At 40.7% G+C, this 24,225-nt stretch carries 24 protein-coding genes; 10 read left to right on the top strand and 14 right to left on the bottom strand.

Annotation, left to right across the window (positions count from 1 at the left end):
- Positions 1-169 precede the first annotated feature (169 nt).
- From AC5JL8_RS32425 to AC5JL8_RS32400, 6 genes are all read right to left on the bottom strand, one after another.
- Positions 170-649 (bottom strand): hypothetical protein, encoded by a 480-nt coding sequence (locus AC5JL8_RS32425; RefSeq protein ID WP_495883799.1) that lies wholly within the window; start codon positions 647-649, stop codon positions 170-172.
- Positions 650-852: 203 nt separating this feature from the next.
- The gene (locus tag AC5JL8_RS32420; RefSeq protein ID WP_495883798.1) at positions 853-1,296 is read right to left on the bottom strand and encodes a Rho termination factor N-terminal domain-containing protein; all 444 of its coding nucleotides are present in this window, start codon (positions 1,294-1,296) and stop codon (positions 853-855) included.
- A 130-nt stretch (positions 1,297-1,426) separates the two neighbouring features.
- Positions 1,427-2,353, bottom strand: coding sequence for a hypothetical protein (locus AC5JL8_RS32415; RefSeq protein ID WP_495883797.1), 927 nt, complete (start codon positions 2,351-2,353; stop codon positions 1,427-1,429).
- Positions 2,354-2,419: 66 nt separating this feature from the next.
- Positions 2,420-3,460, bottom strand: coding sequence for a protelomerase family protein (locus AC5JL8_RS32410; protein ID WP_495883796.1), 1,041 nt, complete (start codon positions 3,458-3,460; stop codon positions 2,420-2,422).
- Between the two features lie 254 nt (positions 3,461-3,714).
- Complete coding sequence (locus AC5JL8_RS32405; RefSeq protein WP_495883795.1) at positions 3,715-4,035, bottom strand: hypothetical protein; 321 nt, start codon at positions 4,033-4,035, stop codon at positions 3,715-3,717.
- Positions 4,036-4,445: 410 nt separating this feature from the next.
- The gene (locus AC5JL8_RS32400; RefSeq protein WP_495883794.1) at positions 4,446-4,979 is read right to left on the bottom strand and encodes a helix-turn-helix domain-containing protein; all 534 of its coding nucleotides are present in this window, start codon (positions 4,977-4,979) and stop codon (positions 4,446-4,448) included.
- Positions 4,980-5,143: 164 nt separating this feature from the next.
- Between AC5JL8_RS32400 and AC5JL8_RS32395 the strand changes: the two genes are divergently transcribed.
- From AC5JL8_RS32395 to AC5JL8_RS32385, 3 genes are all read left to right on the top strand, one after another.
- The gene (locus AC5JL8_RS32395; RefSeq protein WP_495883793.1) at positions 5,144-7,234 is read left to right on the top strand and encodes a pentapeptide repeat-containing protein; all 2,091 of its coding nucleotides are present in this window, start codon (positions 5,144-5,146) and stop codon (positions 7,232-7,234) included.
- 74 nt (positions 7,235-7,308) lie between these two features.
- Positions 7,309-9,618, top strand: a complete 2,310-nt coding sequence (locus AC5JL8_RS32390; protein ID WP_495883792.1) for an NACHT domain-containing protein — start codon at positions 7,309-7,311, stop codon at positions 9,616-9,618.
- Between the two features lie 226 nt (positions 9,619-9,844).
- The gene (locus AC5JL8_RS32385) at positions 9,845-10,219 is read left to right on the top strand and encodes a group I truncated hemoglobin (RefSeq protein ID WP_495883791.1); all 375 of its coding nucleotides are present in this window, start codon (positions 9,845-9,847) and stop codon (positions 10,217-10,219) included.
- 140 nt (positions 10,220-10,359) lie between these two features.
- On the opposite strand, the gene AC5JL8_RS32380 is transcribed toward AC5JL8_RS32385, so the two are convergent.
- The 7 genes from AC5JL8_RS32380 to AC5JL8_RS32350 form a co-directional block, all read right to left on the bottom strand.
- A complete protein-coding gene (locus AC5JL8_RS32380; protein WP_495883790.1) occupies positions 10,360-10,992 on the bottom strand; it encodes a tyrosine-type recombinase/integrase in 633 nt (210 codons plus the stop codon).
- An 88-nt stretch (positions 10,993-11,080) separates the two neighbouring features.
- On the bottom strand, positions 11,081-11,419 hold the full coding sequence (locus AC5JL8_RS32375) for a hypothetical protein (RefSeq protein ID WP_495883789.1): 339 nt from the start codon (positions 11,417-11,419) through the stop codon (positions 11,081-11,083).
- A gap of 11 nt (positions 11,420-11,430) precedes the next feature.
- Entirely contained in the window at positions 11,431-13,677 is a 2,247-nt protein-coding gene (locus AC5JL8_RS32370) for a hypothetical protein (protein ID WP_495883788.1), read from the bottom strand.
- Positions 13,678-13,740: 63 nt separating this feature from the next.
- Positions 13,741-14,424 carry a hypothetical protein gene (locus tag AC5JL8_RS32365; RefSeq protein ID WP_495883787.1) on the bottom strand — a complete coding sequence of 228 codons (684 nt, stop codon included), beginning with the start codon at positions 14,422-14,424 and terminating at the stop codon, positions 13,741-13,743.
- Positions 14,417-14,605: a hypothetical protein gene (locus AC5JL8_RS32360; protein WP_495883786.1), complete on the bottom strand. Its 189-nt coding sequence runs from the start codon at positions 14,603-14,605 to the stop codon at positions 14,417-14,419. The genes AC5JL8_RS32365 and AC5JL8_RS32360 overlap by 8 nt, the downstream gene beginning before the upstream one ends.
- A 145-nt stretch (positions 14,606-14,750) precedes the next feature.
- Positions 14,751-14,909, bottom strand: a complete 159-nt coding sequence (locus AC5JL8_RS32355; protein WP_495883785.1) for a hypothetical protein — start codon at positions 14,907-14,909, stop codon at positions 14,751-14,753.
- 176 nt (positions 14,910-15,085) lie between these two features.
- A complete protein-coding gene (locus tag AC5JL8_RS32350) occupies positions 15,086-15,694 on the bottom strand; it encodes a hypothetical protein (RefSeq protein WP_495883784.1) in 609 nt (202 codons plus the stop codon).
- A 150-nt stretch (positions 15,695-15,844) separates the two neighbouring features.
- On the opposite strand from AC5JL8_RS32350, the gene AC5JL8_RS32345 reads away from it, so the two are divergent.
- From AC5JL8_RS32345 to AC5JL8_RS32335, 3 genes are read left to right on the top strand one after another with little or no spacing between them, the layout of a single operon-like run.
- Positions 15,845-16,042 (top strand): ribbon-helix-helix domain-containing protein, encoded by a 198-nt coding sequence (locus tag AC5JL8_RS32345; protein WP_495883783.1) that lies wholly within the window; start codon positions 15,845-15,847, stop codon positions 16,040-16,042.
- Positions 16,039-16,299 (top strand): hypothetical protein, encoded by a 261-nt coding sequence (locus AC5JL8_RS32340; protein ID WP_495883782.1) that lies wholly within the window; start codon positions 16,039-16,041, stop codon positions 16,297-16,299. The genes AC5JL8_RS32345 and AC5JL8_RS32340 overlap by 4 nt, the downstream gene beginning before the upstream one ends.
- Positions 16,296-16,622, top strand: coding sequence for a hypothetical protein (locus AC5JL8_RS32335; protein ID WP_495883781.1), 327 nt, complete (start codon positions 16,296-16,298; stop codon positions 16,620-16,622). The genes AC5JL8_RS32340 and AC5JL8_RS32335 overlap by 4 nt, the downstream gene beginning before the upstream one ends.
- Before the next feature lie 198 nt (positions 16,623-16,820).
- Here AC5JL8_RS32335 and AC5JL8_RS32330 read toward each other — a convergent pair whose 3' ends face one another.
- The gene (locus AC5JL8_RS32330; protein ID WP_495883780.1) at positions 16,821-17,321 is read right to left on the bottom strand and encodes a hypothetical protein; all 501 of its coding nucleotides are present in this window, start codon (positions 17,319-17,321) and stop codon (positions 16,821-16,823) included.
- Positions 17,322-17,474: 153 nt separating this feature from the next.
- On the opposite strand from AC5JL8_RS32330, the gene AC5JL8_RS32325 reads away from it, so the two are divergent.
- The 4 genes from AC5JL8_RS32325 to AC5JL8_RS32310 all read left to right on the top strand — a co-directional run bounded on the left by AC5JL8_RS32325 (position 17,475) and on the right by AC5JL8_RS32310 (position 24,161).
- On the top strand, positions 17,475-18,314 hold the full coding sequence (locus AC5JL8_RS32325; protein ID WP_495883779.1) for a hypothetical protein: 840 nt from the start codon (positions 17,475-17,477) through the stop codon (positions 18,312-18,314).
- Positions 18,315-18,612: 298 nt separating this feature from the next.
- On the top strand, positions 18,613-22,728 hold the full coding sequence (locus AC5JL8_RS32320) for a plasmid replication protein, CyRepA1 family (RefSeq protein WP_495883778.1): 4,116 nt from the start codon (positions 18,613-18,615) through the stop codon (positions 22,726-22,728).
- A gap of 203 nt (positions 22,729-22,931) precedes the next feature.
- Entirely contained in the window at positions 22,932-23,426 is a 495-nt protein-coding gene (locus tag AC5JL8_RS32315; RefSeq protein WP_495883777.1) for a hypothetical protein, read from the top strand.
- 117 nt (positions 23,427-23,543) lie between these two features.
- A complete protein-coding gene (locus AC5JL8_RS32310; RefSeq protein ID WP_495883776.1) occupies positions 23,544-24,161 on the top strand; it encodes a hypothetical protein in 618 nt (205 codons plus the stop codon).
- Positions 24,162-24,225 lie beyond the last annotated feature (64 nt).

Here is a 24,225-nt window from a genome sequence, read left to right as displayed (position 1 = left end):
CTGCTCGTGGTGTGTGGTGGTGTGGTGGGGAAGGGCGTTGGAAGGAAGATGTCACTCAGAGAATTAGCTATAGGAAGAGAATAAAAAATATCTAAGCTAGGTTATTTGAATTATTAGTTTTTGTGTTCTTGTAACAGGTTACTGCTAAAGTATGCAAAGCGAAGGCTAATTAATCCTGGTTTAGCTTTATAGCCGACATTTTATGAATATCGCTCAACTCTTCAACTAACTGATCAATGCCAAGAATTTCTTTGTGTATTTCTTGTGAAATCTTAAGAACTTCAGCAACTATTTTAAGGTGATTGGGGACTAACTTACTCGGAATATCATCAGGAGTCATTGTTTCTACTTTATCAGAAAGCAGCGCTAGATATTTTCGTCCCAAAGATGTTAGTTTTCTGCTTGTTTCAAGGCTATTACCTCGAAACTCAGTTACCAAGTTATCAATGCTCTCTTCAGAAGCTTTTCTAATTGATTCAGCTATCTGTTTTTTAAACATTGCTACGGTTGTCTGGAAAATTTCATCCTTCTTTAGTTTCTGAATCCATGCGCGACTTTTCCCGCACATATCAGCCACGTCCATTTCTGTGAAACCACGTGCTATCAAATCGGCAGCCTTTAATTGAATTTCGTTTAAGTTTTCAGACATATTAATAAATCATGAGTGCGACTCTATTTTAAGAGCTAAAATCCCCGATTTGCCAAGTTTTTTGATATGATGTAGTCGATTATAAATTATTTAACTTTTATCTTAAATTCCGCGCTTTATAAGCGGGTCTCCACTTCCGGTTTTTGTGCATTTTGAACCCCCACTTGAGATTTTCGTCAGTGGGGGTTTTATTTTTTTTTACTTTATGCCAGTACAGATATCAATTGATTTTTACTCATCCGTGAGTAGCCTTTAATTTTGGCATTGCTGGCACGTTTTTTCAGTTCGGTCACTGATAGGGCTTGTAGGTTTTCAGATGGCTTAGAAGCTTCTTTAGTCTTAGCTTTTGGCTTCTCAATAACCACAATTTCTTTAGCTGGCAGTAGCAGCAGTTGAGTAGAGGTGATCGCATTTTTCTGTACTCTCTCTTCCAGCAATTCCAGAGATTCATCAGAATCCCAAGGGCAAGGCAATTGCTCAAAAGCTGGCTGTGGTGCGACTGGTACGACTGGTGCGATCGCCTCTACTTGTACCTGAGGTTTGGCTGAATTCCAAAGTTGTACCAAGCCGGAAACAAACTGAACTGCAACTAAACCAATGTAAGCAGCAGGGAGAGCAATAATTGTAACGGTTAGTATTGATTGCATCTTAAAAACTCCTAAAATATGTGGCGGCTGGCAGGGCATTTGAAGCGGTTGCCCTTGCCTCTATATCTATAGAATAACCCTCTTGTTATATAATTACAAGAGGGTTTGTATAAAGATTGGATGAATTGATTTAGAGGATATCTAAGCCATTTGGGACTAGTGCGGCTAAATCAATTTCATCATCAATTTTTCGCCCTGGCTTGCGGTTGTCGTATGGGTTTAACTCATGCTTGTTGTTATGGTCATCAAGCCTTGTTTGATAGCGCTCTAGAATCGCCTTAATGGTAGCTGGTTTGCTGCCTGTAAGCGATTGAATAGCAGTTTGGGTTATCATCCATTTCTGGCTTTTCTCGGTGCAATTGTTATTGTGAGTTTCCAGTGCGTAAATAGCGCGTCTGGTCAATTCCTCAGCACGTCCAGGATGAGTTTTGTAAGTAGCACTAGTTAGCAATTCCTCAGTAGGTACAGCAGTTAAGTCAGATTCATACTGCCCTAGCTTCCCTGTGACAGTTTTTGCATAAACTTGGCAGGCACGGCGAACAAAATCAGCCAGAGATATCCCAGAGCGAGCGATCGCACTTTCTACCATCTGTTGAGTCTCAGCATCCAGTTGCAATTGTGAAATATTCATATTATTCAAAGTTGTTTGTGCTGGTTGTAGTATTTCTGTTTGTTGCTCTGATTGCTGTTGTTCTGTCTGTTGCTGTGCTTTCCATTGCTGCCTAGCTTCGTTACCTACAGCGTCCCATTCTTCAGTAGAAAGAGTTAGATATTTAAGGGCTAAGTGCTGATAGCGGTCGATACTGCCTTTGCCTTTGTTGGTGAAATACTGCCAAGGATGTTCTTGAGTTTCGGTGTCAGGGAAGGCGGCTAAAACTGCCTTGCGTACCTTGGATAATGGTGTTTTGCGGCTGTTAGGCTCTGAGTAATGCTCTCTAATTTGATCAACTACCGCAACAGCTAATTTTTGAATTTTTGACTCATCTTTAACACCTTGCAATTTTTCTACTAGTTCTTGCCCAACCTGTTCCCACTTAGACATAATTAAAACAAGCATTTAATTTACATCCCTATACTAACCATCTTGTATTTTAATGTCAAGAGGTTTCGTATAGGGATTTCTTTAAATACGGGTAAGACTCCCAGGCTTGATTTCATAACGTTTATAGGCGTTTATTGTGGCTTCGTCGTCATCACCTAAAACATCCTTAGCAAAGTCAATAAAGTCGTAAGGGTCAACATTGCCATCATTGACAATCGCGGCTCTGAGATATGCAGCACGGAACTTGTGATATGTGCGCTCATCAGCCGGGAAGATATCCCAAGATTTACAAGCCTCGTTCAGGGTCTTAGAAAAGCGTCTATTAACTCTTTCAGGGTCTTCGTCTGGTTCAAATCGCTTGCCTTTATCATCAAGCCATTGCAAGCCAAAGCAAACTAAATCAGCACTTATTAGCGTGGGAATCTTAAAAGGTAGATCGCGCACTGAAACAGCTTTGTCACCCAACCTGACCCTGCGATTTTTACCCTTTAACTGTCCCTTAAAAGTCACAGTGTACTCATCTATTTGTTCAAAACTAGCTGACAGATGTACCTCTGCCATACGACGACCAGTAGCGAGGGCGATCGCACAACTAACATCAAGCCAGTTAGCATCCTCATCATTTTTGATATCAGTCAAAACGTTGTGAGCAAACTTTAAAGAGTTGGTCAAGTCAATATAGATTCTGTTTTCTTTCTGCCTACGTTCTTTTACAGTGTCTCGATAGCGCGAGTTTTGACGCTCTTTGTAGCTGGCGAACTGATAACTTAAAGCTTCACCAAAATGGGTAATGATTGTGTTGACTGGGTTCACTAAAGCACGGTCTTTTAAATCAGTCTTGGCAGCAAACTTCAAAGCTTTTTTCAATGCCGTAATTTGTCTCAACGCCGTGCCATATTCCTTTTCATCTTCCGGGCGCTCATCTGGGTAATTGATTTTCAAGTTTTTGGCTTCAATAGCTGCTAGCCGTTCCCAGCCAAGTAAATCTTCGTTGGGTACACCCTTTTTACGCTGATTCAATTTGTAGGGAGCTAAAGCCTCAAACTGCGGCAGCAAATAAGCTACACGCTCTGCCACATAAGTATTTTCAAGGTCTTCACTAGCTTTAAGTTCTCTAGACATAGACCCCTGTTCCTTGATTACTTTATTTGTAATATTTATATTTAGATAGTAACCAAGGAATTAATGAATGTCAATATAGATTGTCTTGTACATGGATAATATTTTAATTACTTATGAGAATCCTATAAAGAAGATTCTCATAAGTAATCGCTCTCAATTCAGCCAGTTTTTACCACAGTCTCGACACTGCAAACGCTGTTTATCTTGCGACCGCCTGATATAACTATGGGAAGAAAAGCGATTGCACTACTTCTTTAGTCATCGACTTTCATCGTGTGCGGACAATCAGAAGCAACCGTAACATTAAATAATCGGCTGTGCTTGATAACCCATATTTCCCATTTAAATGTATTAACTCCTACATGATCGCCTCTACTTGTTGCAGCAATTGCGTCCATGTTTGGATATTTAATTAGTAACTCATAAAGAGTCGCTAGGATATCATTACATATTTGTTTATCTTTAAAATACTGAGATAGCCAATTAGTTACTGGCTTGGAATACAACCATTTTTTAATTTTATGGTGGGGAACTTTTGAGTTGTCACGCTTTGGTGTGAGAGTTTGTGTTAACATCGTACTTGCTTTATCTTCGTTTAATTATTCATATTTATAGCCTTTTAAAAGTAAAAACTCCCTGACTGATTGACTGACCAACTTAGGGAGTTTTTTATTGGATTATGCCGCTTATTTTCTTTAGGCATTATCAATTTCATCACTATTAGCTATTTTTACTGCCAGTATTTGGCTTTTAAGCATACGCATAAATAAAGGTAATTCATTTTCTAATAGTCCAAGTTCATCTTCTGTAAGTTCCTTGCTTTGTATGTTCTAATTTGTCCAGGCATAGGTTACTTGCACTCTCTAAGACTTGTATGGGTTTACCTTGGGTATATGGACACCGTTTTAAATAACTATACTTATTTAAATGGCTACACCTGCTCTATACTATTGGCGAGTTTCACACTGTCGCAATTTGGCGAGATTTAAAACAACTTATCAACGTATTGTTCTAGATCACTGCGCTTAACTCGCCAGCTTTTACCAATCTGTTTGGCTTTTAAATTACCTGAGTTAATCGCATCTCTGATAAATTCCCTAGACAGTCCAGTTAAAGCCTGTGCCTCAGCAATGGTTAGCAGTAATTTATCTGCAATGGGTACTAATGGCTGACTGTCACCTTTGCCTAGTAAAGCTTCTATGATTCCAGATAGTTTTTCAATTACATCAATCTCGCCAAATCCCGAAACCTCGTCAAATCTCGCAACCTCGCCAGGGTTATGCCTGAGTTTACCTGTGTCTGGCTGTGGCTCTGTCGCTATTTGGCGAGATTCAAAGGCTGGTTTTATCGTTGGCTGGTTCAGTTCTGCTTTAAAGGTTTCTAGCTCTGTAGCGTCAAAGTTGGCGGTCGGTCTGGTTTTACCTTTCTCGTACTTGACGCTGATTTTACCTTGCTGGACATAACGCTCAAGGGCACGAACGCTGACACCAATAAAATCTGCTGCTTCCTGCTTGTTCATAAATCTCGCCAAATATCGAAACTCGCCAAAATAGTATCAGTGATTGGCGAAGTTTGGCGAACTTTAAGTTAATGACGATTTGTAGTGCAATATTTTTCTATAATCGGGAAATTGCATACCATTTGTGTATCAGAGCATAAATCTGAACATTTGCTAGGCAAGTTATGCCCCAGGATTTCTCCGGTCAAAATCTCAGAGGTCGTTCTTTTAAAGGTCAAAACCTTGAGGGTGCAAACTTTAGTTATGCAGATATTCGTAGTGCAGATTTTACAGGGGCTAATTTAACAGGTGCAAATTTTAGTCATGCTACTGCTGGGCTGCAAAAGCATTGGGCTATTTTTCTAGTTTGTGTTTCGTGGTTGCTGTCTGGAGTTTCAGGATTTTTCTTAGCTTTCGTTGGATTGTTGATAAGGGCTATATTTGAGACTTCAAGTCTACAAAATCAGGTTCTAAGCTGGACTAGCTTAATAGTTATAATTGTTGCCTTTTTAGTTATCCTTCGCCAAGGATTCAACTCAGCCATTGTCGTAGCCTTCACCTTCACCTTCGTCGTAGCCTTCGCTGTAGCCATAGCCTTCGCCGTAGCCGGAGCCGTAGCCGGAGCCGTAGTCGGAGCCGTAGCCGTAGCCGGAGCCTTCGCCGGAGCCTTCGCCATAGCCGTAGCCGGAGCCGTAGCCGTAGCCGTAACCGTAGCCTTCGCCGTAGCCGGAGCCGGAGCCGTAACCGTAACCGTAGCCTTCGCCGTAGCCGGAGCCGGAGCCGGAGCCGTAGCCGGAGCCGTAGCCGTAGCCGAAGTTTTGTTTAGTGCTTACATTGCTTGGAGAGCAATGAAAGCAGATGAAAAATACGCCCTTATTCGGAACATTGCTGTTGCTTTTGCAGCGAGTGGTGGTACGAGCTTTCGCAATGCCTACTTAACTGATGCTAATTTCAAAGGAGCCACACTTAAAAGTACAGACTTTAGAAACGCTAATCTGACTCGTACTTATTTCAAAAAAACTAAAAAACTTGACCTGATTCGCCCTGGTACAACTTACCTTCAGAACACACAATTACGTCAAATTCTGGTAACAGGCCAGGGACAAGAAAAGAAATTTGACCGTGATGACTTGCGGGGAGTAAATTTTCAACAAGCCAATTTGGTAGATGCCAGTTTTATTGGTGCAGATTTGAGCCAAGCCAACTTAAAAGACGCAAATTTATCAAGGGCGAAACTAGCCCAAGCACAACTTAACGGAACTGATTTCACAGGCGCTACTCTTACCGGGGCATATATTCAAGATTGGGGCATTACCACTGACACCAAATTTAATGGAGTGCGTTGTGAATACGTTTATATGCGACTCCCTACAAAAGAAAACCCTGACCCACTTCGCAAACCAGATAACCATAAGGAAGTGTTTGCAGATGGAGAGTTTGGGGATTTTATTCAACCAATTTTTGACACCCTTGACCTCTACCATAATCAAGGTGTTGACCCAAGGGCGATCGCAATTTCCTTTAAGCATTTGGCAGAGAATCACCCTGATGCTGACTTGCGAATTGTCGGTATGGAAGTACGAGGTGAAGATAAGTTTTTACTTCGTGCCAAAACCGCAGCGACGGCTGACAAGTCCCAACTGAGTGCAGAATATTTTGAAATTTATAATCAACTTAAAGCATTAGCAGAGCAAGAATTAAAAGCATTGATGGCAGAAAAAGATAGCAGAATTCGTAGTTTAGAAAATTTTGTTACTCAGGCGCTACAACGCCCTAGTTTTTATTCAAACGTAGAACAAGTAGCTACTATGACTAACAATCAAGGTGGATTTTCAGTTGGCGGTTCTATAGATGGCAACCTCAACAATGTTCAAGGCGATAACAACAAAGTATTTCAAGGAGATACAAACATGACTGGCGATCGCAATATCAACACAGGTGGCGGCAACTATAACGAGCGCATTGAACGCGATTATATCCAAGGTAACTACTACGCGGCTGGACAACCGCAGAGCCTTGCTGAAGCTGCTGTCGAGATTCAGCTATTACTAAAACAATTAGAGCAGACTTACCCAACCACTACTACATCACAACAAATGGTAGTAGCGGCAGAAGCCATAAATCGAATTGAAAGTAACCCAACATTAAAAAAACGTGCAATAAATGCAGCTAAAGAAGGCGGGTTAGCAGCTTTAGAGAAAGCGATTGACAACCCAGCAGGTGCTTTTATTGTTGGTGCTATCAAAGGTTGGCAGGAAGTAGAAGCAGAAGATTAAGGAAACTGGATTAACAAACTTCTAAGTTCATAGTTTAGCAACCCGTAGGTTTTAAAATTAGCTCATATAAGAATATGGAAGAGCAGAAACCGCCTGAAAATCGTAATATTAATACTGAAGGAGGTAATTATAACGAACGGATTGAAGGCGACTATATTCAAGGTAATGTTTTTCAAAATATTTTTAATATTCTAGGTGGCCAGACAACAACACCAGTTGGCAACCCGGCTCGACCAAAGAACGAGCGGATATTACTAGCCGCAGTCAAGGAAGAAGTGACTGCACGGTTAAGGCAATCTCTACACAATGCTGTGCTGATTAATTTAGGTAAAGAGTCACAACCGCAGCAAGTAACAAGACCTTGGGATGCTGAGATAAAAATTGGTCAAAGACCTCCTGAACCTCTCCCAAATACCACAACAATTTTAGAAGTTTTTGACTCGGAAGAAATTGCAGGTAAACTGTTAATACTGGGTGCGCCAGGGTCAGGGAAGACCACTACACAATTAGAACTGGCTCAAGCTTTAGTTAGTCGTGCAGAAGAACAGCCTGATTATCCCGTTCCAGTTTTATTCAACCTGTCTTCTTGGAAAGATGAACGACAATCCCTAACTGATTGGTTGGTGGTAGAACTCAAATCTAAATATGGTGTCTCAACAAAACTCGGTCAAGAGTGGGTAAATAATCATCAATTACTACCATTGCTTGATGGTTTAGATGAACTTGAGCCACAGCGTCAAGAACTTTGCGTTCATGCAATTAATCAGTTTTTAGCAGGCGAAAATAGACCGCTTTATCTAGTTGTTTGTAGTCGGATCGAGGAATATAGTAACTACGCTACTCAATTGCAACTTAATGGGGCTATCTACTTACAGCTTTTAACTAATAATCAAATTTGTGATTATCTAAGCAGTATTAAATATGCAAAACTATGGACAACCATTAGTAGTGACTTAGACCTATTAGAGTTAGTAAAAACTCCTTTGCTACTCAGCATTACTGTTTTAATATCTCAAGAAATATCTGTTGAAGAATGGCAGAATTTGGACTCGGCAGCAGACCGGATTCAGTATTTATTAGATGCCTATGTTGTGCGGATGTTAACACGGAATATTAACAGTAGAGTATATTTGAAAAACAAACCTCCTAATGCTAAACGAACCCGAATGTGGCTGGTTTGGTTAGCTAAACACATGCTCTTAGAATCGAAAACTGAGTTTTTGATTGAAGAAATACAGCCTAATTTGCTAAAGACTAGAATTCCTAAAGTTATTTATAATTTAATTGTCTGGGGAATTATACAACTACTGATTGGAGGGCTGATTATTGGGCTAATTTCTAATTTGATTATTGGGCTGATTTATGGGCTGATTGGAGGGCTGATTATTGGGCTAATTTCTAATTTGATTATTGGGCTGATTATTGGGCTGATTTATGGGCTGATTGGAGGGCTGATTAATGGTTTACTTGGTGAGACAATAGAGTATAAAATCGAAAATATAGGTTTAATTAGATATAATGTTTTTAACAAAACCATTATAAAATGGCTGATTATTGGGCTGATTGGAGCGCTGATTGGAGGGCTAATTTTTGGGCTGATTGGAGGGCTGATTGGAGGGCTAATTTCTAATTTGATTATTGTGGTGATTATTGGGCTGCCTTTTTGGGTGATTATTGGGGTAATTTTTGGGCTGATTTTGGGGGTGATTGGAGATAAAATTGAAGCAGTTGAAATTCTAAAATTTTCTTATCATTATTTTAAAAATTTTCTGTTTTCTGGGCTGCTTTATGGACTGCTTTATGGGCTGATTTTGGGGCTAATTTTTGGGCTGCTTTTTGGGCTGCTTTTTGCGCTGCTTGATGGGCTGCTTTATGGCCCGATTTTTGGGCTGCTTTTTGGGCTGATTTATGGCCCGATTTTTGGGCTGCTTTTTGGGCTACTTTATGGGCTGATTGGAGGGCTGCTTTTTGGATTTCATGGTTTAGAAATAGAAAATAAAACTATTCCTAACCAAGGGATTTGGCAATCTGCCAAAAATACATTTAAGTTATCAGCTTTTGCATTTTTACCTTCTACAATATTAATCTTTCTGATTCAACGAATTCTACAAAATAATACTTCAAATGAAGTTTTATTTTTTAGCTTAATATCTGGGTTACTTTTGGGATTATTACTGGGGATACCTAGAAGTGGAACACCCGTTATTAAACACTTCACCCTACGCCTCATTCTCTATTGCAAAGGCTACATCCCTTGGAACTACGCCCGCTTCCTCGACTACTGCACAGAGCGATTATTCCTCCAACGCGTCGGTGGCCGCTATCGCTTCATCCACAAACTGCTGCAAGACCACTTCGCCCAAATGGAGTTTAGGAAACCGTAGCAAGCAAGCCTGTGTAGTACGCTTCTAATCTTTACTGTGAGCCTGTTTCAAAAGATGTCGTCATAATTATATTTCCCGACATTTTCCCCATAACCATTAAATTCGGGTATATCAGGCGAAGCTGTTATGACGTGCAAACTCAACAGTTAGAAGGTTTATGAACTTTTACTTGAAATCAGCGAATTTATGATTTTATGCAGTTATGGTTCTTGAATGTTGAAACATTATGGCAACTTTATTTGAAAAACTGGGCGGTGCAGATGCTGTTGATTTAGCAGTTGACAAATTCTACGAGCGAGTCTTGCAGGATGACCGCATCAAGCACTTTTTTGCCGATGTGGATATGGTGAAGCAACGCAAACACCAGAAAGATTTTCTAACTTATGCCTTTGGCGGAACTGATAAATATAACGGTCGCTATATGCGCCAAGCTCACAAAGATTTGGTGGAAAAGCAAGGCTTAAACAGCGAACACTTTGATGCGGTAGCAGAGGATTTGATGGAAACTTTGAAGGAGATGGGGGTCTCTCAGGAGCTACTGGCAGAAGTCGCTGCGGTAGCTGCTGCACCACAACACAGGAAAGATGTCTTAAACCAGTAAGACTAATCGGAGAATGCTTCCGAATCAGAAATTTACACAGAAGTAGAGCTAAAAAACAAATAAAAAATCACTTTGTACTTTTATTTATCGATGCAATCCTCGACTGAGCAAGGTATCTACCATCCCATGAATCTTGGTACTCAGTAAACCTTTGCTTGCTTTTCGTCTCCTTCTAGCTCTACACCATTACTAGTCACAGGCGATAACATCGCCAAACTCGCCGCTGCACCTAACACCTGCTCATCACTAACCTCAAGGTATTTCTGCAACTGCTCTAAATTTCGATGCCCGGATATCTCCTGAATCACCCTCAAGGGAATACCTGCATTACTCATCTGGGTTAATGCCGTCCGTCTGAAGCTGTGGGTACTCACGCCAATTATCCCTACTTCCTTACAAGCTGTTCTCAATATCCTTGCGGCTGAGTCCTCGCTGATGTGTCCATCACTGCGACCGGGAAAGAGATAAACATCACCAGCTATTGAATAATAGTCGCTCAACAACTGCCGCAAGTCTTCAATTACTGGTAGTGAGCGTGTGGCTAGTTTACCTTTAGTGTTCGCTTTCCTAATTATCAGCCTGGGTCTAACCAGTCCTTTGGGTGTGTAGATGTCCTCGGTCAACAGGGTGCAGGCTTCGCGGATTCTTGCGGCACTGAACAGGCAGACACCAAATAAAGTGCGATCGCGGTCATTATGCAGCCCGTGACTGAAAATTAGCTGTATCTCCTGCTGAGTGAGAACCTTGGCGCGTCCGTGCCTGTTGATTTTCATTGTCAGACTGTAGACCCTGCGATCCACAGCCTACAACGATTTGATACCGGGGAAATCACAATTTCAGTACTGGTAAGAAAAATTAAATTTAATCATCCCAAAATAGCAAAACATCAGCCTTGCAATCAAACCAGACTTCATCTGTTGTATTGATTGGTCTATCCTCTTGGTAACTTGCTTGCGTCATGTCCATTTCAACAAGTCTATTGTTATCTATTATATGGAATTGGTATCTAACGATTTTTGTTATTTTTAGCCATGAAAAAGATCCGCTAATGGTACGAATTGATAAAATCTCGTCATTTGCCAATCTATTGTTTGTATCTAAGTAGAGAACAGTAGAATATTTTTTCCCATAAAGGCGCTCTGCTAATTCATCATCGAGGTTATATAGATTGACCGCGATGCTGTAATGATATTTAAACAATTCAATTACTCCTAATTCCTGGAGATTATCTTTTTGGTAACTGTACGTTTCTTGCAGTCTAAGCAACGATATCTGTTGTCATTTTGTAGCTTTAATTTTGCGCTATAGCAGTGGGGGCAGTGTGGTTTTGTACCATTCTGGCAGCTACCCTCCATAGTCAATTTTGGTGGCAAGCCTGCCATTGCGCCAGTGCTTGCTGTATCTAGGTTTGAGGCATTGCTTACCAGACTGCTGCCAGTCTTGCCAGAGGTTTTGGCAAGCCTTACCAGTCGCTTGACTGACTCTATTTCTTGATAGTTAAAAGCAACTTGATCAAGATTAGGTAAAAAGTAAAGCTTAGGCGATCGCCCATCAATTACTAAAGCTACCCTCAATAATCTGGCATCATCCGTTACTAACTCGTTTTTATGCTCAATGTAATCTTCAATTGCGTCTAAATTGCGAGTAAGTTTAGCCAGGTTAGACTCACTATTTTTACCTTTTCCGTAGGTGTTTAAGTAATGTCTAATTTTAGGAATGCCAATGATAATTTCAGTAAACAAGCTCCTATCATCATTAGTGAAACCTGGGATTTGTTTAGTCATGACCGATTGACCGCTAACAATCCAGCCTATGTTGTTGTGACCAAACTGTTTGAGAATCTTCTTTAAATTCTCGCCTGCTTTATATGGCTCACTGCAAGAATTGAGAGTGTTATCAAGTTCATCCCATACCCAAATTTGAAAGTAGTTGGCTGCAAAGTTAGGATTCTGAACGCGATATTTACCATCGTCAAGGCAGTCTTCAAAGGATTTAATAGCGGCGGTTGTGTCACCATACTGAAGGAAAACATCAAGGGGATAATTGGAATCTTTGAGGGAACCAACAGCACCGGGATAGCTAACAGTAACCAGAGTGTTTGGTACTTTTTCACCCTTGCCAGTGTTGCCTCTGGTACATCCAGTTTTGAGTATTTCACTAATCATTACCGCAGTAGTTGGAGTTTTACCAACGCCCGGATCTGCTATCAGCCGATATCGAATTGGGTGTGAGGTGATGTAGCTGATGAATTGGTCAGGACTACCAACCATGAGCTTAATTTCATCGTCCTTGACCGCTGGCGATTGCCTAAAACTTACGACAATGCAATCAGTGATTTCTAACTTCCGAACGCTGGTAATTTTAAACAGCCTCAGCTTTTTAGCCAGTGCAAGAGAATGCTTGTTGATAGTTTCAGCGATCGCTTGTGGTAAAACTGACCGTGAGTAGCCAAAACCAATATCTACAACACCGTCAGGCTTGGCATGAAAGCCTTTAACAGCCAATGGGATATGCAATTCAAGATTGATTGTTCTGGCTAACTCGTTGGCAATCTTCCCATTGATATCAAAGCCAAAATCGCCATAAATCGGTTCTACTAGTTCGCCTGCTAACTCTTGCTGTAACCTGCCTACTTTCTCATTGAGCAACTCGATTTGTTCCAGATACCCTGAGCGCTCTTTATTGATCGCCTGATTAATCTCATCTAAATTCCCGTTGTAGGCAGTTGCCAAGCTCCTGATAATCTCGCGCTTACTGTTGTGCCCGTAAGCAACTTTCTCACCCCAATTCTGTAATTGGCGCAAGAGTGCCATAGCTTCCTGGGTGATGGCATCGTGTTCATCAAAAATCTTCTGAATTTCGTTAGCTCTGGCAGCCTTGAATTTTTTATCTGACTCCGCATCTACCAACGAGTAAAAATTGAATTCCCAATGTTGAATCTCTCTTGTCAGGTAATCGATTTGCTCTTTTTCCTTGTTGGCTTGTGTCTCCAATGCCTCAATGCTGCCTTGTAGTTGGGCAATTAATTTTTCGGCACGGGAGCGATCGCCCTCAACCGCCAACAAATTCTGCTTAGTTTGTTCAAGTTGGTCTAGTAGCCGTTGCTGAATCTTCTCTGATTCCTGCCTATATGCTTCTAATTCCCGTGTGAGATTGGTTAGCCTTAGTTTGCTGTCTTCTAGTTCTTTGTTAGCTTTATTAAGGCTTGCAGTGGCATTACTAGCGTGTCGCTCGCTTTCGTTAATTTTGCGAGTGGCCCGCGTATCGACAACCAAATGAGTAACGAAAATCGCAGGGATAGCAGCACCGCCAGCAATGCTGATAGTTTTGGCCAGTGAATCTCTGAATCCTCCAGAGGCGATTGAGCGAAGCTCAGTGCCAAAGGCAATCGCTATTCCTGCAAAAATGCCGAGTGCGCCAGTACCCAAAGACAGTTGATATTTGCTTGATAGTTGCATATTATTATCCTACCGATTTTAACAATGTTGGGTATCTGTGGGCAAAACAGATACCCTTTTTTGTTACTTAGAATTAGACAAATATTTGCCCAACTGTTGTTTAAAAGCGTTTAACTTGCCTTGCGCTAAGAGTGTTTTAGCTGCTGATTCTTGAGATTTAATTTCAGCAAGTTTTAGCTTTTCGGCTAAATCAGTCTTGGTATGTATGGCAATGTTTCTATCAGTTACCGTTTTAGTTTGGGCAACATCAAAAGTAATTCCTTTTTGTTGAGTTACTTCTAACTGGGTTTGGTAATCAAGAAAGTTACCCTTGACTTTCTCAATTTCGGTAGCTGCTATGATGCCAGCACCAATTGCCTTAGCTTGCTTCCCAATGACGGTAAATTTCTCGCGGGTTGTGTCGAATGCCGCACCTGTTAACTTGAGCGCTCGCTGTGCCCCCTCGTAAATAGCCATACCTGAATTAAATTGTGCTTCCGTGGCTTGCGGCAAATTTTCAGGAGGGTTTAAAGGGTCACTGATGCGGTAATCAGTTTGTTGGAATTGTGGCAGGGATGCGGGAATTAAATCGGGTGTTAGTGTGTGTAAACCGGGAACATTTACAGCCACATTGCCCTTGACATCGGTAGCCAGTGAAGGCATTTGCACAACATTGCTAGTCTGTGGTGTCGTTGCTTTACCACCTTTAGCAATTTTCTCGGCTACTGTTTCGGCGGCGGCTTTGCTTGCGTTGTTCAATCTAGCCATCTTTTAAGAATCTCCTAGTATTAAGTAGCGATTGGTAGACGATTTCGAGTTTGCGGAACTGAGCATCTATGGCGTTAAATTCTTGCTCTAAAGATGCGTCTAAATCGTGCTGGTCAAGCACTTGCTTTAACTCGTGTTCATCGGTTTTTAAATCCTCAATTTGGCTTGATAATTCGTCCATAAAATCACTCGTCAATTTGATGAACTATGGTTAAATCTTTGTTTTTATCGGCAGGAAGCTGGCTTATCATTCAGGAGTAAAAATTCTCATCGGATTTAACGAAGGACTGAAGGGGATACTGGCAAGGCATCCCCTTTTTTTGTGGCTATCGGCGGCTAACGCCTCTATACAGTGGTGTTGGCTGCTGTGGTTGCTGTGGTTTTTCTGTCTGAAGAGGTTGCTTTGATGGTTGCTTCGCCGCTAACGATGGGAAAGCAGCAGAAAGTAGCGCGACAATCAGCGCGGATGAGAGTAGAATTTTCATTAATTCAATCCTTTTTTGGGTTGTAGATCAGAGGCAACTGCGAAAACTTTGTCAGGGCGATCGCAGTTGCTTAAAAATTGTCAACTAAGCCAGCTAAACGAGCTATCACGGGATCAATCTCTTCTGCCATCTCCTTGAATTGCTCATGGTGCTTCTTAACAGTGAGTCTCATTGGTTTATTCCAACTCGAAAACATCTTGAGCTTGTACGCCTAAATCTTGCATCTCAGAGTTGAATTGCTCTGCAAAGCCAGCTTTGATTTCCTTGCTCACCTTGGCAGCTAAAGACGCGCCTAACATACGCCAATTCTGCATTCCAGTGTTCAGGTTTTGTTTGGCTTGAGTAAAATTCTCAACGGTTTTAGCATCGCTTTGACGTGCCAGTTGATTGTTTTTATTGACAGTTGCTAGGGCAGAACAATTAGCCTGTTGTGTTGGCTTTGGGGAGAATTTTAAGAGGTTCTCAATGCTATTTTTATCAGCACTTCTAGCAGCCTTTACCAGTTCCAAAGCGTAGCCAGAATACTGTGTATTTTTCCCCTCACCACGCCGTAGAAGGTCTACGGGGATTTTGTAGTTTTCAATCAAGCCAGAGATAGAGCGCTGAAATGCAGACTTATCTAGTCCGGTCAGTTCCCGCGCTACAGATGATAGCACCCAGCTATCAAATAGGCTCTCGTGTTTCGATTCAGCTTCGATTTGCGGTTCGATTTGCGGTTCGATACTTGTTTCCTCTGTTACTTCTGTGGCTTGTACCTCAATCACAGAAAGTATTTGATTTGTCATAGTGCGATTTTTTGGTTAGTGCTTTAGTTGTTGCGGTTCGGTTCGATGTGATGTTTGTGTCATTCTGTGTCATCATAAACTTAATGACACGTTTAACGCAAGAAGTGTTAGACCATTTTTAAATCACAAAGCGTATCATGAGGTAGAGGAATGAACACAGACAACACCATGAGTGGAAGAGTGAATGTAGTGCTAACTGATGAGGTCTACGAACTTGTCAAAAACCTAGCAGGGACAGAACGACGCTCTCAGAGCCAGACAGCAGCAATTTTGATTGAGGAAGCTTTAGAAGCTCGCAAGCTGTTACAAAGACCCCCTTCGCCTGATCAAGGTAAGGGGGCTGCATGAGTGAATCGCCTGAAGCTTACCAAACCACCAACACAACTGAATCGCCCAACCCAGATACAGTGGGGGCCGTCAGTGACTTTGTAACTGCGCTGAATACCTTTGCCTGGAAATCCGACTACATAAAATTTTGCGAAGTACTAGGATTTACACCAGATAGCTATGCTGAAGAGAAATATCAGCAATTTCGGGAAATGATCAGCTATCTGGATTGTTTCGACTCCGAATCACTAGCCAAGATGATTGAGGCGGGACAATGACCAACACACCGCAAGACACACCAAGTCGGCTTGACCAAATAGAAGCGCTACTACTACAAACCAACGCCAGCTTGAACCGCGTAGCCCAGCAGCAGGAAACAAATACTCAGGCGATCGCTGATCTAACTGAGAATACCAACCGCGTGTTAGCTCGTAGTGCTGTTTTAGATGATGTACTTCTAGAGTTACACGAGAGCCATGAACGGCACGAGCGCAACTTTGAGCAACATCAGCGAAATGTTGAGGAAAACCAACGCAATATAAACGCCGCTTTAGACCGACTTGAAGCTATTCTGCTGCAAATTATTAGAAAACCTGAATAGGTGCGACCGCGCAGCTAGGGTGAACAGCATTGGCTCTCAAAACCCTTATCCTATAAGCACGTAACTGATTGTTAAGCAAAGAGTTTCTTACTTTTTACTTACTCGTTTTTCAATTGTGAACTTAGGCGATCGCACAACTTCACAATAAAAATTGGCAGGTTTTACACTGCCAATCATAAACCGGAAGATGGAGCGTGGTTACATATCCCACAGGTTTGTGTTTGGGTTTGGAGCAAAACTATTTTGTGGATTGAGGTGAGAATGCTTGATTTCAATAATATCCGTCAGCCATCTAAGTGAATTTTTGATATTTAAAGTTGCAGCATTACCACGATTTTTGATAGCCAATTCTACGTCTCTGATTACCAAAAAATCTTTCCTGCCTATGCGATTATCTAATATAGATTCAATCTGCACTAAAACTTTATCAGAGGATATATCAGTATTCTCCAAAATCATTACTATAGATTCTTTAGTAAAGCTACTACCTGAGATTTCTTCTAAAAAATGAGGATCATAGGAATTATAGAAAGTATTGTTGCTGTAGGCTTTGAGGGCTTTTATAGCATCCCCAACATACTCGTTTAACCTCCCAGCATGATTAGGATTCTTTTTACAGAATTGGGCAGCGGTAGCCGCAAGAGTATCGATTTCAGTCTGTACTTGGCTAATAGGAAATGTAGAAGGTTTCGTAATCATTATTAATACTAGAAATTTGCTACAGTTATCTTAGCCTAGCTAGGAAATAAACGCCAAATTTTTACAGTCTATTAGTCAATTAATTGAGAAGTAGCTAATGATAATATCTGATAAATTATTTTATTCAGTACCCATTTGTAGGGAAATTACACCATGATAGCCAACCGAAGCGATCGCAATTCACAAAATTTACAAAATAGACAACGTAGCGAAATTTCTAAGAAAATCGAAGATTTGTCATCCCGACTGCCAAGTACGATATTGCTCAAATATGCCAACACACAACACCTACTAGAATCATGGTTTGAACAAAGGAATTTCGCTATTTATTTTGGTAAGTTGCTAAAAGCGAAATTCGGTGGTGGTGGTGGTAATCCAGCTTTAGCAGCTTGGCAGGCGGGAGAGATTGACGAAATAGACTACAAGTGCTTAATCTATCTTGCTGACTTTTATAATTCTCTGTTTGGACTAATACAAAGCTCTTGGCAGTTTATTCAATTGGAGTTAAGCCACCTTTCTCAGCAAGTAGCTACAAATTATCCAGGATCTGAAACACAATATTTTCTGTGGTTGATTCAGGAAGAATTTGACAACCACTACAGAAAGTCTCTGAATGGATACTGTTTTAAGATTAAAGACTTTGAGCAAGAAGCTAAAATCCTTAGAAACACTTGCTGGAAACCAAAACTAGATTCTCAAGACATAGAAAAACTTAAATCTCTACCCTGCGAAAAGGGATTGCCAAAAAGCTTCTATCTTCATTTTGTGCTGGTTACAGCTACCAAATACTCTGCCATAGATTCCACTTTATCGGATAAACTTGGAGACCTAAATCGGCACATTGCTAGGCTTGGTGATCTGGTCTCTAAAGCTTGCAGGCAAGAGCGCAAGCCAGAGCCGCCAAAACGTTTGATTTCCCACAAGGTTGAAAAGGGAGAATTGTTTGTTGGTGCGAAAGGTGCAGGATGGAAACCGTTTGTAACGAAAACTTAACAACCTATTTCCAAGGTTGAGACCAATCCTTGTTTTTATAAAGGTGATCGCTATAAGCTTGATTCATCGGCAAAAAAAAGTGCCGATTACACACAGCCTCATTTTTTGAGCAGACTCACTAAGCAAATTTGCTAACAAGATAAGTCCCGCAAAGCAACGACTACTAATCGCTGCATGAAAACTGGGCAATCAGCCCAACAACTAATATTTCTTTTCTTATCTAAATCCTAATTTATTTTAGTGAATCTGTCATAAAAAAATATGAGGCTGTCCAAACTACCACGAAATGGACAGCCCAATGAAAATTTCAACATTAAAAAGTACTACAAGTAGTATACATCAAAACCTTGGAGGAATCCAGTACTCAAGCCAATCTTCAAGTGACAAACCCCACCCAACAAATCGCCACAATCCTTGCCCCATCTGCGGCGATATTTCGGGAAAATGCCGCACTAAAAATAATCAAGAGCAAGGTGTGCTTTGCGGAAATTCAGCAGGGTATAAAAAATGGGATAAAGAAGGCTTATATGTGTGCGTCAATGACAATGCCAAAGGCCACACAACCCATACATGGGTACTAGCTCAAGTACACGCTCGTAGGCAGCAGTACGCCTCTGAGAAAGAGCAAAGTCCACAAACAACTGCCGCTAAAGAGCAAAGTCCACAAAGAAGAACTGCCTCTGAGAAAAAGAAGCAGAGCAAACCTGAACTGCCAGTAGAGTTGCGCGATGCTTTATATAGGAAAATCCTGAGCCAGCCACAATTCAAGCTATCCCCAGGCGATCTCGCCAATCTCCAGAAGCGTGGGCTGACGGACAAGCAGATAGACACAGGGATGTATAGATCGGTTACCTCAAAGTTTCCCAGAGTGCTGGGGCAATTCCCTTTTACCCTGCCAGGGGTGATCAACGTACAGTCAAACGTGGCAACTCTCAACGCTTTTCCGCCTGGGATTCTATGCCCAATCTTCCAAGGAAATTTAATAGTTGGGCTAAAGGTCAGAAAAACGGACGTTCAAGAGGGGGGTCGATATTACTGGGCAACTTCTTGCACAGGCAAAAATCCTCATGGTCTAGGGGCACATATTAATGGAGAGCTGCCACTAGCATTCCTGCCTGGGACTGGGGATGAAATCTGGGTTACAGAGGGTTCAGAAATCAAACCTGTGATATTACACAATAAAAAAGGCGTAACTGTTGCTGGCGGTGGACGCAGCTGGCACTCTAGCCCAGAGCATTTTAAAAGATTTCAGCAGCATTTTGATGCAGCAAAGAAAATTGTGCTGTGTCCCGATGCTGGGGATATCATAAATCGGCAGGTAGCACCTAAATGGCTACAAGAGGCTGATTTTTTTGAAAAGCAGGGTTATATTGTTTCATTTGCGTGGTGGGGGCAGGTTACCAAAGAGGAAGCGGATATTGATGAGCTTGAAGACTATAGCCAAATTGAATTTATTTCGGCTATAAGTTTTGAGGAGCTAACCAAGGAACACACAAAGGAAGCCTATAAAGAGGAAAGCTACAGGGGTTGGAAAAACAAGGCAACTACTTTTAGCAGTAAGAATTGTAAAGCGTTTTACAGCATCAATACCCCAGAGTTTCAACTGCCTGAAGGGATACCAGCAGGCAGCAGCATACTCGCAATCAAAAGCGACATGGGGACAGGTAAAACTAACTGGCTTTTGTCCATTATCAAAAAATCAGACATTCCTTGTCATTTGCCAAATTACAGGAATAATTTAATTGCTCAAATTGTCGAGCGTGGCAAGGATGATTTCGATATAAATCTTTATCACATAAACGAAGATGAAGACATGGCAGAAGAAGCTTCAGCGAACCTCCTATACTGCGTAGATTCGTATGGGAAGATAGATGCTGCGCGTGAGAGCTTTAAAGATGTCAATATTATCCTCGACGAAAGCTGCTCAGTAATTTTGCATTTAATCCAAGGTGGAACCCTCAAAGAGCGCCAAGCCAAAATAATCAAGATTTTCAAAAAATCGTTAAGGCAGTGTAAAAACATTTTCTTGCTAGATGGTAATTTAGCCGACATCTATGTAGACCTAATTGCCGAAATCGCACCAAATAAGACCGTCTACAAAGTAGAAAATACTTACAAAATTGCACCTCACAACTTCATATTTGTGGATGGTGTATTAGAGGAAGAGTCAGAAATCAAGCGCAAAAGAGACAATACGCCATTAACCAAACTCATATTAGAACCAGGTGTACGTCCATTTGTTTTTTGCGATTCAAAAACTTTAACTAATGTTTTGGCTGAAATTCTCAAGGCTGAAGGTAAAAGTTTCTGCTTAATTAACGCAGATACCATAGAGGAGCCTTGGGCGCGAGAGTGTATGAAAAACCCGGACAAATATTTTGGTATCCACAAGCCAGAAGTCTTTTTACTCAGCCCAACAGGTAACTCTGGCATCAGCTGTACATCGAAAGGATGGTGGAATTGCAAGATATCAATATTTTATGGAGTCTTGCCTACCAATGGGCAACTACAATCTTTATTTAGGAATAGGGATGAAAGTATACCCCATTATATTTTCTGTCCTGAAAGGTCGATGATTAGAAAAGATTACCTTCCAAATGGGTACGTAGCATCAGCAATCGAGCGCAATTACAATGAAAGATTAGAACTAAATAGAGAGTTAGTTTTATTGCAAGCTGATAACCCTGAACTAGCAGCAAGCCTAATTGATGAGACTTGCAATGCTTGTAAAAAAGATGAAATATTTGGGTTTAGTAACTGGATTACTGCTATAGAGAATTTTGAGCGTGATAACCTCAGAAAATGCCTAAGTACTCGCTTAGAAGAGAAAGGGCATAATGTTGAAAGACAAACTATGGTAATTGATTCAGGGTTAAAAAATAAACAAAAAAAAGTCAAACAAGAGTTACAAATTCAAAAATCACAAGACTGGTTTAATGCTGAGGACTTACCGTCTGAAGAAGAGTTTGAGCGTTTAATCCGCAGGCAGGACTTAAATAAAAAACAACGCGATGCTGTACAAAAGCATAAAATTAAAAATCAACTACCAGGCATAGAAAATGACCCTACTTGGTCAGCAAACTTCATCTTTAAAACTTATATAGCAAACCCTAAAACGGTAGAACAGTATGATAGATATTTTTTACTTAAGCATTATGATGAACTTCTTAAAATTCACAATTTTTCAATTAATAGAGCAGTAACAGCAGAAGACGTTAACTTTGGTGTATTACTTGGACTTAAGAGACCTTGCATTGCTCTGATAAAAACCGAGCTAAATTCACTTGAAGAGTTTCAAGTGCAAGGTAAAGAGTTCCATAAAAAATCGCCAGAAATTACGGAATTAATTGAAAAAGTTAGGTCAAATAAAAAGCTTAAAGCAGCACTAGGCATTAACAAAATGCCAGAACCAAGAGAAGATGGTAAAGAAATCATAGAAATTACTAAAAAGATTTTGGGTTGGGTTGGGATTAAACTCAAAGCTACAGAGAAAAAACTAGCAGCAGACAACAAGAGACTTCAACACTATACCTTTGACTATGAACATTTCAACTCTCCGGATCGCCTAGCTATTCTCAAGTGCCTAGAAGCTAAATATGCAGACCCAGAGAGAGTAAAAGAAAGGGAAAAAATTACTTGGGTAAACGAAGATTATTTAGTTAATTGCTTGGCTGGGAAATTTAGGAATGCTCAATCTTACACAGATGTCACAAATGCGATCGCCGCATGGGAAAGCAAAAAACAATTTAATGCTGATGGTAGCTTTACTCAAGAACAAGATACAGAAAATCGCCGAATAGACCTAATAATTAGTTGGGCCTGGGATAAACTAAAATCTGAGGAATTGGCAAGAGTTCGCGCATTGCAGATGGTTGGCTTAAATGACGAGCAAATTTTTGAACTCTTAGATAAAAAAATCATCGAAGACAAACCAGAATACAAAGATGTGGATTTTTTGAATAAGCTTCCGGTGCGCTGGCAGTTACGGTTAGAGAAGGCGGTTGATTATGGTCAACAGACAGTTGATAGGGTTAAGGCTTATCTTCCTCAGCAACCTGCGCCACAAGAGCCAAAACCACAAGCTCAGGCAGTCTCTCTGGAGAAATTGGAACAACAGAAACTTGAGGCTATATTAAACAGCGCTCTTGTTTTGTACGGATTAAAAAGCTCAGTAGAGCTTACATTCATACCAGCCGAAAGCAAAGCCATCATTAAAGCAGAGAATCCCGATGAAATTCTTAACATCTGTGAAAGAATTCATCTCAATAAAAAACATTGCGAATTACTTAAAAGTCAAAAAATTGTACTAATTGATGTGAAAGATATCAGAACACGAGACGCTAACGATAAGTATCTGAGAAAAGGTTTAGTTAATTTCAATGAAAGCCCTCAGATTCAATCTGTTGCCTCATAAGTGACTGAAGATGCATTTAAGCCTCAATAATATTAAGGCTATTTATGCTGAAATTTGCAGCCAGCAATCAATAGCTAAACCAAGGCGATGAGTCCATAGATGATAATCGGTTAGTAGTGAAAGGCTAGAATGCAGAGCGATGTTAAGTCTCGGTTGCTTTTGGGGAATTATGTAATGTCCCCACTAATATTGAACCAACTAAGATGAGCCTTAAACAACTCAAAGAAGATTTTACTGCCAAAACCGGAATGCCAGCAAAAAAAGCTTATGTGCTGCTGGCAGCACCGTCCGTAGCTAAACACAATCTGCGCTCAATAGCTGACTGGAAACTAGTTTTAAGCTCTATTGAATTTAAATTAGTGAAAGTTGGAGACGAAATATTTAAGAATATACCTAGTGACGAAACTGATGATGATTGGATAAAACAACTAGATGATATTGATAATGAATTTCGTTCTCAACGCGAAAATTTGAAGCAAGACGATCCCGAAACTTACGAATTTGAGGAATTGACAAATTCGGAAACAGATGAGTTTGAAGATGATTTTTCTCGCTGCCAAAATACTAAGGAGATAAAAGCTTTATACCGTAAGCTTTCTAAAAGTCATCACCCTGATAATGGTGGAAATACTGAAGTATTTAAAAGCCTCAACAGATCTTATAATTTAGCTTTGGAACGTATGTCCTCTAAAGCTTAGTACTTGCATCTGCTAATAAAGTAAAAGTTACTCAGTAGAAAATCTAGGGAAATCTATGAATAGGAAGCCTGAACTTTACGAACAGGTAGCGGCAAAGTTAAAAACCCTAGAACTGATATGGCAACTGATTTAAATACCACCATTAATCCTGAACAAAATAAATCTCAAACATCACGACAACCACGTCAAACAACCACAGTATCGACACCAACCAATACTGAAAAGTCAAAAGTAACAGAATTTCAAAAGCAAGATGCACTTAGTGTATTATTTGGGCTTCTCCCTATTCCTTACAAAACCGAACGTTGGAAGTGGTGTTCAGAAAGTTTTTTAGATTGTCAAGATGGTACTGCTGATCATCGCCGCCCTGATTTTGAATTCTGGCTTGAAAACGACAAGAGGCGTGCTCTAGGTGAATGCAAACTTGGGGAACTTACAGGTAGCGTATTTAGAGATGTCATGTTAAAACGCTACGTCCAATTAGCTGAATCTCAAACTGGGCGGAAGTATGAATTATGGTTTATTTGCGACAGATGTTCTCCTGGAATGAAAGCGGTTCTAGAAGGAGTTTCTATACTTCATGGCGCTCCTATAAAAGCGTTGACCTACTCGGAGTTAGCCAATGAAGTTTTACAAGATTTAAAAAATTGGGTACTGTCTACTAAGCAAATTACTCCCAAGCACTACCGGACTATCCAATCCTGCATAAATGAACGCTGTAAAATTCTTTTTTAGATAAAGGATGATGTGAGGAGCGATCACCCCACACCACCGTCACACCGTCACACACCACGAGCAG

This window comes from Mojavia sp., assembly GCF_059505145.1.
This window is presented reverse-complemented; position numbering and strand designations above follow the sequence as displayed.

Excerpts from the sequence above, each read along its gene's own strand:
- AC5JL8_RS32400 (WP_495883794.1), bottom strand. The coding sequence starts at position 4,979 with ATGAACAAGCAGGAAGCAGCAGATTTTATTGGTGTCAGCGTTCGTGCC.
- AC5JL8_RS32340 (WP_495883782.1), top strand. The coding sequence starts at position 16,039 with ATGAGTGAATCGCCTGAAGCTTACCAAACCACCAACACAACTGAATCG.
- AC5JL8_RS32330 (WP_495883780.1), bottom strand. The coding sequence starts at position 17,321 with ATGATTACGAAACCTTCTACATTTCCTATTAGCCAAGTACAGACTGAA.
- AC5JL8_RS32395 (WP_495883793.1), top strand. The coding sequence starts at position 5,144 with ATGCCCCAGGATTTCTCCGGTCAAAATCTCAGAGGTCGTTCTTTTAAA.
- AC5JL8_RS32385 (WP_495883791.1), top strand. The coding sequence starts at position 9,845 with ATGGCAACTTTATTTGAAAAACTGGGCGGTGCAGATGCTGTTGATTTA.
- AC5JL8_RS32415 (WP_495883797.1), bottom strand. The coding sequence starts at position 2,353 with ATGCTTGTTTTAATTATGTCTAAGTGGGAACAGGTTGGGCAAGAACTA.
- AC5JL8_RS32315 (WP_495883777.1), top strand. The coding sequence starts at position 22,932 with ATGAGCCTTAAACAACTCAAAGAAGATTTTACTGCCAAAACCGGAATG.
- AC5JL8_RS32420 (WP_495883798.1), bottom strand. The coding sequence starts at position 1,296 with ATGCAATCAATACTAACCGTTACAATTATTGCTCTCCCTGCTGCTTAC.
- AC5JL8_RS32325 (WP_495883779.1), top strand. The coding sequence starts at position 17,475 with ATGATAGCCAACCGAAGCGATCGCAATTCACAAAATTTACAAAATAGA.
- AC5JL8_RS32405 (WP_495883795.1), bottom strand. The coding sequence starts at position 4,035 with ATGTTAACACAAACTCTCACACCAAAGCGTGACAACTCAAAAGTTCCC.
- AC5JL8_RS32345 (WP_495883783.1), top strand. The coding sequence starts at position 15,845 with ATGAACACAGACAACACCATGAGTGGAAGAGTGAATGTAGTGCTAACT.
- AC5JL8_RS32390 (WP_495883792.1), top strand. The coding sequence starts at position 7,309 with ATGGAAGAGCAGAAACCGCCTGAAAATCGTAATATTAATACTGAAGGA.
- AC5JL8_RS32310 (WP_495883776.1), top strand. The coding sequence starts at position 23,544 with ATGGCAACTGATTTAAATACCACCATTAATCCTGAACAAAATAAATCT.
- AC5JL8_RS32350 (WP_495883784.1), bottom strand. The coding sequence starts at position 15,694 with ATGACAAATCAAATACTTTCTGTGATTGAGGTACAAGCCACAGAAGTA.
- AC5JL8_RS32365 (WP_495883787.1), bottom strand. The coding sequence starts at position 14,424 with ATGGCTAGATTGAACAACGCAAGCAAAGCCGCCGCCGAAACAGTAGCC.
- AC5JL8_RS32380 (WP_495883790.1), bottom strand. The coding sequence starts at position 10,992 with ATGAAAATCAACAGGCACGGACGCGCCAAGGTTCTCACTCAGCAGGAG.
- AC5JL8_RS32370 (WP_495883788.1), bottom strand. The coding sequence starts at position 13,677 with ATGCAACTATCAAGCAAATATCAACTGTCTTTGGGTACTGGCGCACTC.
- AC5JL8_RS32355 (WP_495883785.1), bottom strand. The coding sequence starts at position 14,909 with ATGAAAATTCTACTCTCATCCGCGCTGATTGTCGCGCTACTTTCTGCT.
- AC5JL8_RS32360 (WP_495883786.1), bottom strand. The coding sequence starts at position 14,605 with ATGGACGAATTATCAAGCCAAATTGAGGATTTAAAAACCGATGAACAC.
- AC5JL8_RS32320 (WP_495883778.1), top strand. The coding sequence starts at position 18,613 with ATGAAAATTTCAACATTAAAAAGTACTACAAGTAGTATACATCAAAAC.
- AC5JL8_RS32425 (WP_495883799.1), bottom strand. The coding sequence starts at position 649 with ATGTCTGAAAACTTAAACGAAATTCAATTAAAGGCTGCCGATTTGATA.
- AC5JL8_RS32410 (WP_495883796.1), bottom strand. The coding sequence starts at position 3,460 with ATGTCTAGAGAACTTAAAGCTAGTGAAGACCTTGAAAATACTTATGTG.
- AC5JL8_RS32335 (WP_495883781.1), top strand. The coding sequence starts at position 16,296 with ATGACCAACACACCGCAAGACACACCAAGTCGGCTTGACCAAATAGAA.